Here is a 17,525-nt window from a genome sequence, read left to right on the forward strand (position 1 = left end):
AAGGAGACAATATGAAACAACTATCTAGTGCACAAGTCCGCCAAATGTGGCTTGATTTCTGGGCGACCAAAGGTCACTCTGTAGAACCATCAGTGAGCTTGGTTCCTGTAAACGACCCAACTCTTTTGTGGATTAATTCTGGGGTAGCAACCCTTAAGAAATACTTTGACGGGACAATCATCCCTGAAAATCCACGTATTACCAATGCGCAAAAGGCGATCCGTACTAACGACATCGAAAACGTAGGGAAGACTGCACGTCACCATACCATGTTTGAAATGTTGGGGAACTTCTCTATCGGTGATTACTTCCGTGACGAAGCTATTACTTGGGCTTATGAGCTTTTGACAAGCCCTGAATGGTTTGACTTCCCAGCTGAAAAACTGTACATGACTTACTATCCAGATGATAAAGATTCTTACAACCGCTGGATTGAAGTGGGAGTGGATCCAAGTCATTTGATTCCAATTGAGGACAACTTCTGGGAAATCGGTGCGGGACCTTCTGGACCTGATACAGAAATCTTCTTTGACCGTGGAGAAGCCTTTGACCCTGAAAATATCGGTCTTCGGCTGCTTGCAGAAGATATTGAAAACGACCGTTACATTGAAATCTGGAACATCGTTTTGTCACAATTTAATGCAGACCCTGCTGTTCCTCGTAGCGAATACAAGGAATTGCCACACAAGAACATTGATACGGGCGCTGGTTTGGAGCGTTTGGTGGCGGTTATCCAAGGGGCTAAGACAAACTTTGAAACTGACCTCTTCATGCCGATTATCCGTGAAGTTGAGAAATTGTCTGGTAAGGTTTATGACCAAGATGGCGACAACATGAGCTTCAAGGTCATCGCTGACCACATCCGTTCTCTTTCATTTGCCATCGGTGATGGTGCCCTTCCAGGAAATGAAGGTCGTGGTTATGTTCTTCGTCGTCTTCTCCGTCGTGCTTCTATGCACGGTCAAAAATTGGGAATCAACGAACCTTTCCTTTACAAACTCGTTCCAACTGTTGGAAAAATCATGGAAAGCTACTACCCAGAAGTGCTTGAAAAACGTGACTTTATCGAGAAAATCGTTAAGAGCGAAGAAGAGTCATTTGCTCGTACTCTTCACTCAGGTCAACACTTTGCCCAAGGCATCGTAGCAGACTTGAAAGAAAAAGGTCAATCTGTTATCGCTGGTTCAGATGTATTTAAACTTTACGACACTTATGGATTCCCAGTTGAATTGACTGAAGAAATCGCTGAAGAAGCTGGGATGACTGTTGACCGTGAAGGATTTGAAGCAGCCATGAAAGAACAGCAAGAACGCGCGCGTGCGTCAGCTGTTAAAGGTGGTTCAATGGGTATGCAAAATGAAACCCTTCAAAACATCACTGTAGAAAGTGTCTTCAACTACAATGCTAGCCAATTATCTTCTAAATTGGTGGCTATCGTGGCTGACAATGCAGGAGTAGAAGCTGTGTCAGAAGGAACTGCCTCACTTATCTTTGCAGAGACTCCATTCTATGCTGAAATGGGTGGACAGGTCGCTGACCATGGACAAATTTTGGATGGGTCAGACAAGGTTGTAGCTACTGTGACCAATGTTCAAAAAGCACCAAACGGACAAGCACTTCACACGGTTGAAGTTCTTGCACCGCTTGCCTTGAACCAAGAATATACCTTGGCAATTGATACAAATCGTCGTCACCGTGTCATGAAAAACCACACTGCGACTCACTTGCTTCACGCTGCCCTTCACAATATCCTTGGAAGCCATGCAACTCAGGCAGGATCTCTTAATGAAGTTGAATTCCTTCGCTTTGACTTTACCCACTTCCAAGCTGTAACTGCTGAAGAATTGCGTGCGATTGAGCAGCAAGTCAACGAGAAAATCTGGGAAGCTCTTGAAGTGAAGACAGTTGAAACGGATATTGACACTGCTAAAGAAATGGGAGCTATGGCTCTCTTTGGTGAGAAATACGGCAAGGAAGTCCGTGTTGTTACTATCGGTGACTACTCTATCGAGCTTTGTGGTGGTACCCACGTTGGCAACACTTCTGAAATTGGCCTCTTCAAGATTGTCAAAGAAGAAGGTATCGGTTCAGGAACTCGCCGTATCTTGGCAGTGACTGGTAAGGAAGCCTTTGAAGCCTACCGTGAACAAGAAGACGCTCTTAAAGCTGTCGCAGCAACCTTGAAAGCACCTCAACTTAAAGAAGTCCCTCACAAGGTAGAAGGACTTCAAGAACAACTTCGTCAATTGCAAAAAGAAAATGCTGAGTTGAAAGAAAAAGCCGCAGCTGCAGCTGCAGGCGATATCTTCAAGGATGTGAAGGAAGTCAATGGTCACCGTTACATTGCTAGTCAAGTGTCTGTATCAGATGCAGGTGCCCTTCGTACCTTTGCAGATAACTGGAAACAAAAAGACTACTCTGATCTTCTTGTCCTAGTTGCCGCTATCGGTGACAAAGTCAATGTCCTTGTAGCAAGCAAGACAAAAGACCTTCATGCAGGAAACCTTGTCAAAGAATTGGCACCAATCGTCGATGGACGTGGTGGTGGTAAACCAGACATGGCCATGGCAGGAGGAAGCAACCAAGCTAAGATCCAAGAATTGTTGGATGCAGTAGCAGGTAAATTGTAAGAAAGTAAAGATCTATCCAGTAGGGTAGGTCTTTTTGTGAATACAAAAAAGCCAAATCCGTTTGGACCTGGCTTGGTTATTATTTGCTATTATACTCAATGAAAATCAAAGAGCAAACTAGGAAACTAGCCGCAGGCTGTACTTGAGTACGGCAAGGCGACGTTGACGCGGTTTGAATTTGATTTTCGAAGAGTATTAGATTGTATTAGCTGCCCAGACACTTACCGAAGCAGCTGAGACTGGGAATTGTCCATAACCTTCCTCATCAATTGTAATTTGACCTAGGTGGTTTTCAAGTAAATCTACAAAGGTTTGGTTAGCCCATTCTTGGCCGACAAACATTGACTTGCTGTTTTCTTGATCATTTGAAATCAAGACTGCGATTGGGGATTGATTTTCAGCACCTGAGCGTACCCAACCAATACAGTTTGGATCATCAAAGTAGTCATTTTGTTCTCCATAAGCCAAATCTTTTCGGATGGTTAGGAGGCGGTCAAGGACTTCTTTGAAATCTTGTTGAGCATACTGACCTGAAATCCCATAGTAGTCTCCGTAAAAGACACATGGAAGGCCGTCTTGGCGTAATAGAATGAGGGCATAGGCTGCTGGTTTGAACCATTCTTCAACAGTAGACTCAAGAGCCTGACCACGTTGGGTATCGTGGTTGTCGACAAAAGTCACAGCCTTGTCAGGTTTGAGTTCAACCAAGCTATCTGTGAAAATACCACGAAGGTCATAGTTTGCGCCAGCTTGACTGGCTTCAAAGAGATTCTGGTGGAGACGAACATCGACAAGGTCAAAGCGTTCTTCCGTTTTTTCAAGATAGTCTAGATTGGCTTCCTTGTCAGGATTCCAAAATTCACCAAAAACATAGAAATCCTCACCGTATTTTTCCTTCATATCACGGATAAAATTACGCATGAAGAAAGAGTCAATGTGTTTAACGGCATCCAAGCGGAAACCAGCTACACCAGTCGTTTCCATGAACCAGTCAGCCCAGTCATAGATATTTTGGATGACTTCAGGATGTTTAAAGTCTAGGTCGGCATACATGAGGTAGTCGTAGTTACCATTTTCGTTATCGACCAATTCCTCATTTGCCCAACCCTTGTTGTCTCCTTGGATCAGATAAATGCCAGACTTGCGGCGTTTGGCATCATAGTCTGTACCGGTGAAGTGGTACCAGTGCCAGTGGAAGTCATTGTAGGTATCTTGGCGACCATCGAAGGTAAAGCTAGTCCAGCCATTGATGGTGAAGGGTTCCCCAAGTTCAACTGTACGGTCTACAGGATCCACTTCAATAACCTGAAAGGCTTCCATGTGATCTGCAGCAGCCTTGTGATTGAGCACCACATCTGCCATAGGTTGAATTCCCTGTGCTTTTAGAGCTTGAATGGCTTGAAGATAGTCTTCTTTAAAACCATACTTGGTGCGGACAGTCCCTTTTTGGTTAAACTCTCCTAGGTCAAATAAGTCATAGACCCCATAGCCGACATCTTTTTCATTGGTAGCCTTGAAAGCTGGTGGCATCCAGACGTGGCTGATACCGAGATCAGCTAGGTGTGGAGCATCTTCAGCTAGACGCTTCCAGTGCTGGCCGTCGTGGGGCAGATACCATTCAAAGTATTGCATGAGTGTTTGATTTTGCATGATGTTTCCTCTTACTTGTCAATCTTGTTCTTTATTCTATCATAAAGTATCGGTTAGCTCAAACGTTTGCGTAAAACTGAATAATAAGTTTTTGACTATTTTATATAAAATGTTGATTTTTAAAATGAAAGCGCTATAATTATAGTAAATTACATAGATAAAGAGAGGAGATTTCTCATGATTGAATTTCAAAATGTTAGTAAGTTGTATGGTGATAAAGAGGCCTTGAGCAATCTCAATTTGCAGATTGAAAATGGAGAGATTATGGGCTTGATTGGCCATAATGGTGCTGGGAAATCGACTACCATAAAATCCTTAGTCAGTATCATTTCGCCCAGCAGTGGTCGTATTTTGGTAGACAGTCAGGAGTTATCGGAAAATCGTTTAGCTATTAAACGAAAAATTGGCTACGTAGCAGACTCGCCTGACTTATTTTTACGCTTAACAGCCAATGAATTTTGGGAATTGATTGCTTCATCCTATGATCTGACTAGCTCTGACTTGGAGACTAGTCTAGCTAGGCTATTGAACGTTTTTGATTTTGCTGAAAACCGCTATCAGGTTATTGAAACCCTTTCTCACGGAATGCGTCAGAAAGTCTTTGTCATCGGGGCACTCTTGTCTGATCCTGATATTTGGGTCTTGGACGAACCCTTGACTGGTTTGGATCCCCAGGCTGCCTTTGATTTGAAGCAAATGATGAAGGAGCATGCGCAAAAAGGCAAGACGGTCTTGTTTTCAACTCATGTCCTAGAGGTAGCCGAGCAAGTCTGTGATCGGATTGCCATTTTGAAAAAGGGACATTTGATTTATTGTGGTAGCGTAGAGGACTTGAGAAAAGACCATCCAGACCAGTCTTTAGAAAGTATCTATCTTAGCCTTGCTGGTAGAAAAGAGGAGGTTTCAGATGCGTCTCAAGGTCATTAAAAAATTAGTTGATATCAATATCCTCTATTCATCTCAAGAAGCTAATCTGGCTAACCTACGAAAGAAGCAAGCTAAGAATCCTGGAAAAAAAGTAAATGTTTCCGCTAGAGTCCTAAGTTCTTACATTTTTTCCAGTCTTTTATTACTTATCTTTTTTAGTAATATAGCCTTTCGTTTTCCTTTTGAGGAAAGTCCTGTTCATTTTAGTTTCATGGTTGCTATTTTTCTAGTGCTTGCCTTTTCAACTTCTTTCACTGCATTTTACAATGTCTTTTATGAGAGTAAGGACTTGGCATCTTATAGGCCCTATGCTTTTAAAGAATCAGAGATTATAATTGCTAAAGGACTGTCTGTCCTCTTGCCAGCTCTAGCTGGAATTGTACCAATCCTAGCTTATTTTCTAGCTCTCTACATTAGGCTAGCTCCTTCTCTTTGGCTGGGTTTTCCTTTGATGCTGCTGTCCTTGGCCTTATTATTTGTCTCTGTCACTTTAGTGATGGTAGTGGCAGTACATTTCTTGGCTCAGACTACGGTCTTCAGAAAGTATCAGTCTATTTTTGCCAATGTGATGATTGGGATAGGAGTTCTCATACCTTTAATATTTGTCTTCTTTCTACAGTCGACTTCTGGACGTATTGTTGACAAAGTTAGAGACATTCCATTTCTCCTTTATCCTCTTCATCTCTTTTACAAAATAGCAGTGGAGCCTTTTTCGACAGAAGCCATACTGGGTCTGTTAGCTTGGATAGGACTAACTCTCTTCTTGCTTTACTTGAGCAAAAAGAAGGTTTTTCCTCGTTTTTATGACGTGATTCTGCTTAACAGTGAGGAGAAGGTCAAGAAAGAACGTCTCAGCAAGGAGAGGATTTCAACTACTAAAAAGGGCTTTTTCCGCATGGTTTTGCGCTACAACCTCTCCCTCTTGGGACAGGGAACTGGCGTGGTTACAGTGCTTTTTACAAGTGCTTTCCTTCCTTATCTCATGATGCTTGGTATGATTTCCAAAATCCGAGATTCTCAGATAGTTCCAGACATTCATCCTCCATACTGGTTACCCTTGTTTTTTATAGCTCTCTTTATAGCAGTTGTTAATAACAATATCACCAGTCTGCCTTCAATTGCCTTGTCCTTGGAGAGGGAAAATGTTGATTTTCTGAAGAGTTTACCCTTTGATTTTGCTCGTTATGTGAAAGTGAAATTTTGGATTATATTTGCTGTCCAGTCCTTTTTACCAGTTCTGACTTTACTTGGTCTTTCTCTATATTTAGGCTTGCCCATCCTTTCGATGATTTACCTTCTTGTAGTCTGGACCCTTGCCAGTGTCATCCTTTCTTGCCACCATTACTTTAAGGACGTTAAAAATTTGTCAACCAATTGGAGTAACATTACGGACCTGGTGAACCGTTCAAATCGTATAGTAGCAATAATTTTACTCTTAATTTATAGTGCAATCTTAATGGCCCTTGTAATAGGGAGCATATTCTTGGTTCAGTCTCTCGCCCCTATCCTTGCCATCAGCTTGGGAGTAGGAGTTCTTATCCTCTTGCTTGCTCTTGCTATTTTTGGCTATCATTACTACCTGTCACGCATATTGGCAGAAATAGAAAAAAGATGAGCTAGTTGGTCGCTTGCTTGATAAATTTTATAAAAAGAAATGCTCCTCCGTTCTTGGAAGAGCATTTTTTATTGTAACTCTCACACAATTACTTCCTAAGTTTTTATTAGTATTAGTATACCATTTTTTAAAACTAGAGTAAAAAAGCAAGGGTAGTTTCTTTTTTGAGAATTGTCACAAAATTTGCTATAATAGGGACTATGAATAAAATAAGAGTCAGCAAAAGGGTTGAAAAAAAGCTTTCAAAGGGACTAGTTTTACTAGAAGCCAGTGATCTTGCAGATGTTCATCTCAAGGATCAGGAAGTAGAAGTTCATAGTCAAGATGGAAACTTTCTTGGTACTGCCTACCTTTCTCAGCAAAACAAGGGCTTGGGCTGGTTTGTTAGCACAGACAAGGTGACCTTCAATCAAGCTTTCTTTGAAGCACTGTTTAGACAAGCTAAAGAAAAGAGAAGTGCCTACTTTCAAGATGATTTGACAACTGCCTTTCGTCTCTTCAACCAAGAGGGAGATGGCTTTGGTGGTCTGACAGTGGACCTTTATGGCGACTATGCTGTCTTTTCTTGGTATAACTCTTATGTTTATCAGATTCGCAAGGTTATCTCAGAAGCTTTTAGACAGGTTTTTCCTGAGGTGTTAGGGGCCTATGAGAAGATACGCTTTAAGGGTTTGGACTATGAATCTGCCCATGTTTATGGTCAAGAAGCACCTGACTTTTTCACTGTTCTGGAAAATGGTGTTCTATATCAAGTCTTTATGAACGATGGCTTGATGACAGGGATTTTCCTAGACCAGCACGAGGTTCGTGGTAGTCTAGTTGATGGATTGGCTATGGGTAAATCCTTGCTCAATATGTTTTCCTACACAGCAGCCTTTTCAGTAGCTGCGGCCATGGGAGGAGCAAGCCAGACTACTTCGGTTGACCTAGCTAAACGTTCACGAGAATTGTCTCAAGCGCATTTTCAGGCAAATGGAATCAATATAGACGACCATCGTTTTATAGTCATGGATGTTTTTGAGTATTTCAAGTATGCCAAACGAAAAGACTTGACCTATGATGTGATTGTCCTAGATCCGCCTAGCTTTGCTCGGAACAAAAAACAAACGTTCTCTGTGGCCAAGGATTATCACAAGTTGATTTCCCAGAGTCTTGAGATTTTAAATCCGGGAGGGATTATCATTGCTAGTACCAATGCTGCCAATGTTTCCCGCCAGAAATTTACAGAACAAATTGATAAAGGCTTTGCAGGAAGAAGTTACCATATTTTAAACAAATACAGTCTTCCAGCAGATTTCGCCTATAATAAAAAAGATGAAAGTAGTAATTACCTCAAGGTGATTAGTATGAAGGTTAGTAAATGAAATTAATCGTTTCAGTAATGCCAAGAAGTTTAGAGGAGGCCCAGGCTCTGGATGCCACGAGGTACCTGGATGCCGACATCATTGAATGGCGTGCCGACTATCTACCTAAAGAAGCGATTTTGCAGGTAGCTCCAGCGATTTTTGAAAAATTCGCAGGCCGTGAGTTGGTTTTCACATTGCGAACTCGCTCTGAAGGGGGAGAAATCGACCTTTCTCCAGAAGAATATATCCATCTAATCAAGGAAGTGGCGCAACTCTATCAACCAGACTATATTGATTTTGAGTATTACAGCTACAAGGATGTTTTTGAGGAAATGCTGGACTTCCCAAATCTCGTTTTGAGTTACCATAATTTCCAAGAAACACCTGAAAACATGATGGAAATCTTGTCAGAGTTGACGAGCCTAAATCCAAAACTTGTTAAGGTTGCGGTGATGGCTCACACGGAGCAGGATGTGCTAGACTTGATGAACTATACACGAGGCTTTAAAATCCTCAATCCTGAGCAGGAATATGTGACCATTTCTATGGGCAAGGTGGGCAAGGTCTCTCGTATCACTGCGGATGTGACAGGTTCTAGCTGGTCTTTTGCTAGTCTAGATGAGGCAAGTGCCCCAGGTCAGATTTCCTTAGCTAACATGAAAAAAATTCGGGAGATTTTGGATGAAGCTTGATGGCTATACACGTTTAGCTGCCGTTGTTGCCAATCCTATTAAGCATTCTATTTCCCCCTTTATTCACAATAGTGCCTTTGAGGCGACAGCTACCAATGGTGCTTACGTGGCTTGGGAGATTGAAGCGGGTGATTTGGCAGAAACAGTGGCCAATATTCGTCGCTACCAGATGTTTGGCATAAACCTGTCCATGCCCTATAAGGAGCAGGTGATTCCTTATTTGGATGAGCTGAGTGACGAAGCGCGCTTGATTGGTGCGGTCAATACGGTTGTCAATGAGAATGGCAATTTAATTGGATATAATACAGATGGCAAGGGATTTTTTAAGAGCTTGCCTTCTTTTACAATTTCAGGTAAAAAGATGACCCTGCTGGGAGCAGGTGGTGCGGCTAAATCAATCTTGGCACAAGCTATTTTGGACGGCGTCAGTCAGATTTCGGTCTTTGTTCGTTCCATTTCTATGGAAAAAACAAGACCTTACCTGAACAAGTTACAGGAGCAGACAGGCTTTAAAGTGGACTTGTATGCTTTAGAAGATGTTTCTGAACTGCAAGCAAGGATTGCTGAGTCGGATTTACTTGTCAATGCGACCAGTGTAGGGATGGATAGTCAATCATCTCCAGTTCCTGAAAACATTGTCCTATCAGAAACTCTTTTAGTAGCAGATATCATTTACCAACCCTTTGAAACACCATTTTTGAAATGGGCTAGAAGCCAGGGGAATCCAGTTGTCAATGGTCTGGGAATGTTGCTCTATCAAGCTGCAGAAGCTTTTCAACTGTGGACAGGAAAGGAAATGCCAACAGAAGAAATTTGGCAGTCCTTAACAGAAAAATACCAATAAAGAAAGGGAGATTCTCCTATGAAAATCAGAATCGATATTCCTCATCATCCTTATGATATTCAGATTGAAAAAGGCTGTCTGGCTCAGGCTGGTCAATGGTTGCGAGAACTCTGGCAACCACAAAAGGTAGTGATTGTGACAGACAACCATGTAGCTTCTCTTTATGCAGAGAAGGTCAAGCTCAGCCTAGAAGATGCTGGTTTTCAGGTAGCTGTTTTTGATTTTTTAGAAGGCGAAGAAAGAAAGAATTTAACCACTGTTCAGAAAGTCTATGAATTTCTAGTTAAGCAGGGGTTGACTCGTAGCGATGGAATAGTGGCTCTTGGTGGCGGTGTCGTTGGGGACCTGGCTGGTTTTGTAGCCTCTACCTATATGCGGGGTATTCATTTTGTTCAGATACCGACTAGCTTGACAGCCCAGGTGGATTCTTCTATCGGTGGAAAGACAGGCGTTAACACTCCATTTGCTAAGAATATGGTGGGTACCTTTGCCCAACCAGATGGGGTTCTGATTGATCCTCTTGTCCTTGAAACACTTGGAAAAAGAGAGTTGATTGAAGGAATGGGTGAAGTTATCAAGTATGGCTTGATTGAGGATCCAGAACTTTGGGCTCTCTTGACGGAGCTGGATGGTTCTGTAGAGAGCATTTTGGAGCATGCGGAGACCTTGATTGAACATTCTTGTCAGGTTAAGAGCAAGATGGTGGTTGAGGATGAGCTGGACAATGGTGTACGCCTTTACCTCAACTTTGGCCATACTATTGGTCATGCCATTGAAGCAACGGCCGGTTATGGCAAGGTCATGCATGGAGAAGCTGTGGCCATGGGCATGGTACAGATTTCCAAGGTTGCTGAGGAAAAAGGTCTCATGCCAGTTGGCATAACTCAGTCCATTACAGCTATGTGTCAGAAATTTGGCTTGCCTGTTGATTATGAAAACTGGGATGTTGATAAGCTTTATCAGGCTTTGACTCATGATAAGAAGGCGCGTGGCAATACCTTGAAATTGGTCTTGGTACCAGAGCTTGGTTCTGCAACCATCCACCCAGTTTCTCTGGAAGAGATGAAAGACTACTTGGTAAAATAAGGAGAGTGTATGAGATATTTAACTGCAGGAGAATCACACGGTCCCCGTCTGACGGCTATCATTGATGGAATTCCAGCAGGACTTCCTTTGACAGCAGAGGACATCAATGAGGATTTGAAACGTCGTCAGGGTGGCTACGGTCGCGGTGGTCGTATGAAGATTGAGAGTGACCAAGTTATCTTTACTTCAGGTGTTCGCCATGGGAAGACTACTGGGGCTCCCATTACCATGGATGTCATCAATAAGGACCACCAAAAATGGCTGGATATCATGTCTGCAGAGGACATTGAAGAACGCCTTAAAAGCAAACGAAAAATCACCCATCCTCGTCCAGGTCATGCCGACTTGGTAGGGGGCATCAAGTACCGTTTTGACGATTTGCGAAATTCTTTAGAACGTTCATCTGCCCGTGAAACCACCATGCGGGTGGCAGTTGGGGCAGTAGCCAAGCGCCTCTTGGCTGAGCTGGATATGGAGATTGCCAACCATGTCGTAGTCTTTGGTGGCAAGGAAATCGATGTTCCTGAGAATCTCACAGTCGCTGAGATTAAGGAACGAGCTGCCCAGTCTGAAGTTTCTATTGTCAACCAAGAAAGAGAACAGGAAATCAAGGATTATATTGACCAAATCAAACGTGACGGTGATACTATCGGTGGGGTTGTGGAGACAGTCGTTGGAGGTGTTCCAGTTGGTCTTGGTTCCTATGTCCAATGGGACAGAAAATTGGATGCAAGATTGGCCCAAGCTGTTGTCTCTATCAATGCCTTTAAAGGGGTGGAATTTGGTCTTGGCTTTGAAGCTGGTTATCGTAAAGGCAGCCAAGTCATGGATGAAATTCTCTGGTCTAAAGAAGATGGCTATACCCGCCGTACTAACAATCTGGGCGGCTTTGAAGGTGGTATGACCAATGGGCAACCTATCGTTGTTCGTGGCGTCATGAAACCCATTCCTACTCTTTATAAGCCTCTTATGAGTGTGGATATCGAAACCCATGAACCCTACAAGGCAACTGTGGAGAGAAGTGATCCGACTGCTCTTCCAGCAGCAGGTGTAGTTATGGAAGCAGTTGTGGCAACGGTTCTGGCACAAGAAATCCTTGAAAAATTCTCATCAGACAATCTCGAGGAACTAAAAGAAGCGGTAGCCAAACACCGAGACTATACAAAGAACTATTAAGGAGTTCCTATGGCAAAAACAGTCTATATCGCGGGCCTTGGTCTGATTGGTGCCTCTATGGCCCTAGGTATCAAACGCGATCATCCAGATTATGAAATTTTAGGTTATAATCGCAGTCAAGCTTCGAGAGATATCGCCTTGAAAGAAGGCATGATTGACCGTGCAACAGATGATTTTGCTAGTTTTGCTCCTCTTGCGGATATTATTATTCTTAGCTTGCCAATCAAACAAACCATTTCCTTTATTAAGGAATTGGCCAACTTGGACTTGAAAGAAGGCGTCATTATTTCAGATGCTGGTTCGACCAAGTCAGCTATTGTGGATGCAGCGGAGCAGTATTTGGCTGGCAAATCTGTTCGCTTTGTCGGGGCCCATCCCATGGCTGGTAGTCACAAGACAGGGGCTGCTTCTGCGGATGTCAATCTTTTTGAAAATGCCTATTATATCTTTACACCTTCAAGCCTGACAAGTCAGGACACGCTTGAGGAAATGAAGGATCTGCTTTCAGGTCTTCATGCTCGTTTTATCGAGATTGATGCCAAGGAGCATGATCTAGTCACTTCTCAGATTAGCCATTTTCCTCATATTCTGGCTTCTAGTCTCATGGAACAGACCGCGGTCTATGCTCAAGATCATGAGATGGCAAGACGCTTTGCGGCCGGTGGTTTTCGAGATATGACCCGAATTGCAGAAAGCGAGCCAGGTATGTGGACGTCCATTCTCTTGTCCAATCGTGAGACTATTCTAGACCGCATTGAGGATTTCAAGGAACGTTTGGAAGCGATTGGTCAGGCCATCAGTAAGGGAGATGAGGAGCAAATCTGGAACTTTTTCAACCAAGCGCGTGAGCAACGTCAGGCCATGGAAATTCATAAGCGTGGTGGTGTGGATAGCTGTTATGACCTCTATGTCGACGTTCCCGATGAAGAAAACGTCATCCTGCGGATTTTGGAATTGCTACGAGGAACTTCCTTGGTCAATATTCATATTAATGAGGAAAACCGTGAAGATATTCACGGGATCCTACAAATTTCATTTAAAAACGCTCAAGACTTGGAACGAGCTGAGCATCTCATAACAGAAAATACCGACTACACAGTCGTTGTCAAATAAGGAGAAAATTATGTCAAATATTTACGATAGTGCAAATGAACTCAGTCGCGGTCTACGCGAATTACCAGAATACAAGGCTGTCAAAGCAGCTAAAGATGCTATTTCAGCAGATGCTGAGGCAAGCAAAATTTTTACAGAATATGTTGCCTTCCAAGAGGAAATTCAAAAACTAGCACAGACAGGTCAAATGCCAGACGCATCCTTCCAAGCGAAGATGGAAAACTTTGGCAAGCAGATTCAGGGGAATAGCCTCTTGTCAGAATTCTTTACCAAGCAACAACAATTGGCAATTTACCTTTCTGACATTGAAAAAATTGTTTTCGAACCAGTTTCAGAATTGCTAAAATAAGAAAATAACTATCATAAAGTCAGAAATTTTTAAGGAATTTCTGGCTTTTTATGATAAAATAAGTAAAAGTATTGCAAGTATGAGGTTCAGTATGAAACTAAAAACAAACATTCGCCACTTGCATGGCAGTATTCGCGTTCCAGGTGACAAGTCTATCAGCCACCGTTCCATTATCTTTGGAAGTTTGGCTGAGGGTGAGACTAAGGTTTATGATATTCTGCGAGGTGAAGATGTTCTTTCGACCATGCAGGTTTTTCGTGACCTTGGTGTTGATATTGAGGATAAAGATGGGGTTATTACCATTCAAGGTGTAGGTATGGACGGCTTAAAAGCTCCGCAAAATTCTTTGGATATGGGAAATTCTGGCACCTCGATTCGCCTGATTTCAGGCGTTCTTGCTGGTGCAGACTTTGAAGTAGAAATGTTTGGAGATGATAGTCTTTCCAAACGTCCTATGGATCGTGTGACGATTCCACTGAAAAAAATGGGCGTCAGCATTTCAGGGAAAACTGAGCGAGACCTGCCTCCTCTTAGCTTAAAAGGGACGAAAAACCTCAAACCTATTCAGTATGAGTTGCCGATTGCCTCTGCCCAAGTCAAGTCAGCCTTGATGTTTGCGGCCTTGCAGGCTAAGGGGCAGTCAGTTATTATCGAAAAAGAATGCACCCGTAATCATACTGAAGATATGTTGCAACAATTTGGTGGCCATTTAAGTGTGGACGGCAAGAAAATCACAGTTCAAGGACCACAAAAATTGACTGGACAAAAGGTGGTCGTACCAGGAGATATTTCCAGTGCAGCCTTTTGGTTAGTCGCAGGTTTGATTGTTCCAAATTCTCGTCTAGTGCTGCAGAATGTGGGCATCAACGAAACGCGTACAGGTATTATCGATGTCATTCGTGCCATGGGTGGAAAACTAGAAATAACTGAAATTGACCCAGTCGCTAAATCTGCTACCTTGATTGTTGAGTCTTCTGACTTGAAAGGAATAGAAATTGGTGGCGCTTTGATTCCACGCTTGATTGATGAATTGCCAGTTATCGCTCTACTTGCGACTCAAGCCCAAGGTGTCACAGTTATCAAGGATGCTGAGGAACTTAAGGTCAAGGAAACAGACCGCATTCAGGTAGTGGCAGATGCCTTAAATAGTATGGGAGCAGATATCACACCTACAGCAGATGGAATGATTATCAAAGGAAAATCAGCCCTTCACGGTGCTAGAGTCAATACGTTTGGAGACCACCGTATCGGTATGATGACAGCCATCGCAGCCCTTTTGGTGGCAGATGGAGAGGTGGATCTTGACCGTGCTGAAGCCATCAATACCAGCTATCCAAGCTTTTTTGATGATTTGGAGAGCTTGATTCATGGCTAAGGTATTACTCGGATTTATGGGGGCTGGCAAATCGACTATTGCTAGAGGATTGGACCCTAATTACCTTGATATAGATGCCTTGATTGAGAAACACTTAGGTATGTCCATTGCGGAATTTTTCGCGGAAAAGGGCGAAGTGGCCTTTCGTCAGGTAGAGTCAGAAGTCCTAGCTGAGTTACTACAAAGAGACAAAGTTGTGTCAACTGGCGGAGGAGTGGTTATTTCTCAGCGAAATCGTGACTTACTAAAGACAAATTCTGATAATATCTACCTGAAAGCTGATTTTGACACCCTCTACCAACGCATATCAGCTGATAAAGACAATCAGCGCCCGCTTTTTCTAAATAATAGCAAGGAAGAATTAGCAGCTATTTTCCAAGAAAGACAGACTTGGTATGAGGAAGTTGCCAGTCGGGTTTTGGATGTGACCAAGCTAAGCCCAGAGGAAATTATAGAGGAACTGAGATGAAAATTGCTTATCTAGGTCCCAAGGGATCATTTTCACACCACGTTGTGCAGACAGCTTTTCCTCAGGAGGAATTGCAAGCCTTTGCCAATATTACAGATGTTATCAAGGCCTATGAGCAAGGCTTGGTGGACTATTCTGTGGTGCCAGTTGAAAATTCTATCGAAGGTAGTGTTCATGAAACCTTGGACTACCTTTTTCATCAGGCTCGCATTCAAGCAGTTGCAGAAATCGTTCAGCCTATTCATCAGCAGTTGATGGTGGTTCCAGGCCATACTAAGATTGAAAAGATTTTTTCACATCCACAGGCTTTGGCTCAAGGAAAGAAATTCATCGATGAACAATATCCAGAGGCCCAAATCGAGGTAACAGCTAGTACAGCTTATGCAGCCCGTTTTATTTCTGAACATCCAGACCATCCTTATGCAGCGATTGCACCAAGAAGTTCTGCTGAAGAATATGGCTTGGAACTGATTGCCGAGGATATTCAAGAAATGGAAGCCAATTTCACACGTTTCTGGGTTTTGGGAGCTGAAAAGCCTTCTATTCCCTTGAAAGCACAAACTGAGAAAATGACTTTGGCCTTGACCTTACCGGACAACCTTCCAGGTGCCCTTTATAAGGCTCTGTCGACCTTTGCTTGGAGAGGAATTGACCTGACAAAAATTGAAAGTCGGCCACTCAAGACAGCACTGGGCGAATACTTTTTCATTATTGATGTGGACTATGCTGATAAGGACTTGGTCCACTTTGCCCAAAAAGAATTAGAAGCCATCGGAATCCAGTATAAGGTTCTGGGTGCCTATCCCATTTATCCAATATCAGACCATGGAAAGGAGAGAAGATGAGTAAAGAAAATCCTTTAAGCCATCACGAGCAGTTACGTTATGACTATCTTTTTAAGAACATTCATTACCTCAATGAGCGAGAGAAAAAAGAGTTTGCTTACCTGCAAGGTAAGTTAAATATGGCTAGCAGTAGTAAAGCTTCTCCAGAAATTCATAATGAAAATTACGATATGGAAGAGTCTTTCATGGAACCAAGCAATCAGTCTCCTCTTCCATCCTATGGAAACCGTAGCCGTGCAAAAAAATACCAGAAAAGCCATTCTCTTCCAAAGGTTAAGTCCAAAAAACGTAAGATTCGTTGGGGGCGCATTTTTGCAGGATTGCTTGCTCTTCTGGCCTGTGTCGGTTTTGGCATGATTTTTATGTTCCTAAAAGGCTATTCAAATGCGGATCCAAACAAACCTGCCAATGCTAAGGCAGCTCAAGTAGAAGTTTTTCATGGTCAAGATACCAAGGATGGGGTCAATATTTTGATTATGGGAACGGATGGACGGATTGGCCAAAACAGTGCTGAAACGAGAACGGACTCGATTATGGTACTAAATGTTGGTGGCTCAGATAAGAAAATTAAGCTGGTCAGCTTCATGCGTGATAACCTAGTTTATATTGATGGATATAGTAAGATTATCAATGGAAAGAAACAAACAGATAACAAGTTAAATGTAGCCTATGAACTAGGGGAACAGGAAGGCCAAAAAGGAGCAGAAATGGTTCGCCAAGTATTGAAAGATAATTTTGACTTGGACATTAAGTACTATGCCTTGGTTGATTTTCAGGCCTTTGCAACCGCTATTGACACTCTCTTCCCTGACGGGGTGACGATTGATGCCAAATTCTCAACCTTAGAAGGTCAACCTTTAACCGAAGCTACGGTGGGAGATGACTTGCATGCTACAGAAACAGAGTCTCCAACCCAAACCATCAAAGTCGGAAAACAACAGATGAATGGTTCAACCTTGCTCAATTATGCTCGCTTCCGTGATGATGATGAAGGTGATTACGGTCGTACCAAGAGACAACAGCAAGTGCTGACAGCTGTTCTGCAGCAACTCAAGGATCCAACTAAACTTTTTACTGGATCAGAAGCACTTGGTAAGGTCTTTGGGATGACCTCTACGAATGTTCCCTATAGTTTCTTATTGACAAATGGTTTATCCTTCCTAGATGGAGCGCAAAATGGCATTGAGAGATTAACGGTTCCAGAACTAGGTGATTGGGTAGATGATTATGATGTTTATGGAGGACAGGCACTCTTAGTAGACCAAAATAAATATCAAACTAAACTTTCTCAAATGGGAATGAGATAAGATAAGACAAAATTCCAAATAAAGAACTATACTTTAAATATAAAATAACGATCCTTGGACAATAGTCCCTTATCTCCAAAAAAAAGCAACGGATTGTACTG

15 protein-coding genes are annotated in these 17,525 nt (G+C 42.7%); 14 read left to right on the forward strand and 1 reads right to left on the reverse strand.

Going from position 1 to position 17,525, the window contains the following annotated elements; all coding sequences use genetic code 11:
• Positions 1-11 precede the first annotated feature (11 nt).
• A complete protein-coding gene (alaS, locus tag O3616_RS07000; protein ID WP_371638466.1) occupies positions 12-2,630 on the forward strand; it encodes an alanine--tRNA ligase in 2,619 nt (872 codons plus the stop codon).
• 195 nt (positions 2,631-2,825) lie between these two features.
• Here the strand turns inward: alaS and O3616_RS07005 are convergent, their stop codons facing one another.
• On the reverse strand, positions 2,826-4,280 hold the full coding sequence (locus O3616_RS07005; RefSeq protein WP_371638467.1) for an alpha-amylase: 1,455 nt from the start codon (positions 4,278-4,280) through the stop codon (positions 2,826-2,828).
• A gap of 177 nt (positions 4,281-4,457) precedes the next feature.
• On the opposite strand from O3616_RS07005, the gene O3616_RS07010 reads away from it, so the two are divergent.
• The 13 genes from O3616_RS07010 to O3616_RS07070 all read left to right on the forward strand — a co-directional run bounded on the left by O3616_RS07010 (position 4,458) and on the right by O3616_RS07070 (position 17,424).
• Positions 4,458-5,207 carry an ABC transporter ATP-binding protein gene (locus O3616_RS07010; RefSeq protein ID WP_371638469.1) on the forward strand — a complete coding sequence of 250 codons (750 nt, stop codon included), beginning with the start codon at positions 4,458-4,460 and terminating at the stop codon, positions 5,205-5,207.
• Positions 5,188-6,822, forward strand: coding sequence for a hypothetical protein (locus O3616_RS07015; protein ID WP_371638470.1), 1,635 nt, complete (start codon positions 5,188-5,190; stop codon positions 6,820-6,822). The genes O3616_RS07010 and O3616_RS07015 overlap by 20 nt, the downstream gene beginning before the upstream one ends.
• A 200-nt stretch (positions 6,823-7,022) precedes the next feature.
• Positions 7,023-8,186 (forward strand): class I SAM-dependent rRNA methyltransferase, encoded by a 1,164-nt coding sequence (locus O3616_RS07020; RefSeq protein ID WP_371638471.1) that lies wholly within the window; start codon positions 7,023-7,025, stop codon positions 8,184-8,186.
• On the forward strand, positions 8,183-8,860 hold the full coding sequence (gene aroD, locus O3616_RS07025; RefSeq protein WP_000767764.1) for a type I 3-dehydroquinate dehydratase: 678 nt from the start codon (positions 8,183-8,185) through the stop codon (positions 8,858-8,860). Before O3616_RS07020 ends, aroD begins: the two co-directional genes overlap by 4 nt.
• A complete protein-coding gene (locus O3616_RS07030; protein ID WP_371638472.1) occupies positions 8,850-9,704 on the forward strand; it encodes a shikimate dehydrogenase in 855 nt (284 codons plus the stop codon). The genes aroD and O3616_RS07030 overlap by 11 nt, the downstream gene beginning before the upstream one ends.
• 18 nt (positions 9,705-9,722) lie before the next feature.
• Positions 9,723-10,790, forward strand: a complete 1,068-nt coding sequence (aroB, locus tag O3616_RS07035; protein ID WP_371638473.1) for a 3-dehydroquinate synthase — start codon at positions 9,723-9,725, stop codon at positions 10,788-10,790.
• Between the two features lie 9 nt (positions 10,791-10,799).
• Positions 10,800-11,966, forward strand: coding sequence for a chorismate synthase (gene aroC / locus O3616_RS07040; protein WP_371638474.1), 1,167 nt, complete (start codon positions 10,800-10,802; stop codon positions 11,964-11,966).
• Between the two features lie 9 nt (positions 11,967-11,975).
• Positions 11,976-13,079 (forward strand): prephenate dehydrogenase, encoded by a 1,104-nt coding sequence (locus tag O3616_RS07045; RefSeq protein WP_371638475.1) that lies wholly within the window; start codon positions 11,976-11,978, stop codon positions 13,077-13,079.
• A 10-nt stretch (positions 13,080-13,089) separates the two neighbouring features.
• Entirely contained in the window at positions 13,090-13,428 is a 339-nt protein-coding gene (locus O3616_RS07050) for a YlbF/YmcA family competence regulator (RefSeq protein WP_004257267.1), read from the forward strand.
• A gap of 91 nt (positions 13,429-13,519) precedes the next feature.
• Positions 13,520-14,803 (forward strand): 3-phosphoshikimate 1-carboxyvinyltransferase, encoded by a 1,284-nt coding sequence (gene aroA, locus O3616_RS07055; RefSeq protein WP_371638476.1) that lies wholly within the window; start codon positions 13,520-13,522, stop codon positions 14,801-14,803.
• Entirely contained in the window at positions 14,796-15,272 is a 477-nt protein-coding gene (locus tag O3616_RS07060) for a shikimate kinase (RefSeq protein ID WP_061590266.1), read from the forward strand. Before aroA ends, O3616_RS07060 begins: the two co-directional genes overlap by 8 nt.
• Positions 15,269-16,117 (forward strand): prephenate dehydratase, encoded by an 849-nt coding sequence (gene pheA / locus O3616_RS07065; protein WP_061590265.1) that lies wholly within the window; start codon positions 15,269-15,271, stop codon positions 16,115-16,117. The genes O3616_RS07060 and pheA overlap by 4 nt, the downstream gene beginning before the upstream one ends.
• Complete coding sequence (locus O3616_RS07070) at positions 16,114-17,424, forward strand: LCP family protein (RefSeq protein WP_371638477.1); 1,311 nt, start codon at positions 16,114-16,116, stop codon at positions 17,422-17,424. Before pheA ends, O3616_RS07070 begins: the two co-directional genes overlap by 4 nt.
• The last annotated feature ends 101 nt before the right edge of the window (positions 17,425-17,525 follow it).

The organism is Streptococcus sp. 27098_8_86 (genome assembly GCF_041432595.1).
Lineage (GTDB): Bacteria > Bacillota > Bacilli > Lactobacillales > Streptococcaceae > Streptococcus > Streptococcus pneumoniae_F.

What these genes read in the sequence shown, in the direction of transcription:
- alaS (WP_371638466.1), top strand. Translation starts at nt 12, where the DNA reads ATGAAACAACTATCTAGTGCACAAGTCCGCCAAATGTGGCTTGATTTC.
- O3616_RS07005 (WP_371638467.1), bottom strand. Translation starts at nt 4,280, where the DNA reads ATGCAAAATCAAACACTCATGCAATACTTTGAATGGTATCTGCCCCAC.
- O3616_RS07010 (WP_371638469.1), top strand. Translation starts at nt 4,458, where the DNA reads ATGATTGAATTTCAAAATGTTAGTAAGTTGTATGGTGATAAAGAGGCC.
- O3616_RS07015 (WP_371638470.1), top strand. Translation starts at nt 5,188, where the DNA reads ATGCGTCTCAAGGTCATTAAAAAATTAGTTGATATCAATATCCTCTAT.
- O3616_RS07020 (WP_371638471.1), top strand. Translation starts at nt 7,023, where the DNA reads ATGAATAAAATAAGAGTCAGCAAAAGGGTTGAAAAAAAGCTTTCAAAG.
- aroD (WP_000767764.1), top strand. Translation starts at nt 8,183, where the DNA reads ATGAAATTAATCGTTTCAGTAATGCCAAGAAGTTTAGAGGAGGCCCAG.
- O3616_RS07030 (WP_371638472.1), top strand. Translation starts at nt 8,850, where the DNA reads ATGAAGCTTGATGGCTATACACGTTTAGCTGCCGTTGTTGCCAATCCT.
- aroB (WP_371638473.1), top strand. Translation starts at nt 9,723, where the DNA reads ATGAAAATCAGAATCGATATTCCTCATCATCCTTATGATATTCAGATT.
- aroC (WP_371638474.1), top strand. Translation starts at nt 10,800, where the DNA reads ATGAGATATTTAACTGCAGGAGAATCACACGGTCCCCGTCTGACGGCT.
- O3616_RS07045 (WP_371638475.1), top strand. Translation starts at nt 11,976, where the DNA reads ATGGCAAAAACAGTCTATATCGCGGGCCTTGGTCTGATTGGTGCCTCT.
- O3616_RS07050 (WP_004257267.1), top strand. Translation starts at nt 13,090, where the DNA reads ATGTCAAATATTTACGATAGTGCAAATGAACTCAGTCGCGGTCTACGC.
- aroA (WP_371638476.1), top strand. Translation starts at nt 13,520, where the DNA reads ATGAAACTAAAAACAAACATTCGCCACTTGCATGGCAGTATTCGCGTT.
- O3616_RS07060 (WP_061590266.1), top strand. Translation starts at nt 14,796, where the DNA reads ATGGCTAAGGTATTACTCGGATTTATGGGGGCTGGCAAATCGACTATT.
- pheA (WP_061590265.1), top strand. Translation starts at nt 15,269, where the DNA reads ATGAAAATTGCTTATCTAGGTCCCAAGGGATCATTTTCACACCACGTT.
- O3616_RS07070 (WP_371638477.1), top strand. Translation starts at nt 16,114, where the DNA reads ATGAGTAAAGAAAATCCTTTAAGCCATCACGAGCAGTTACGTTATGAC.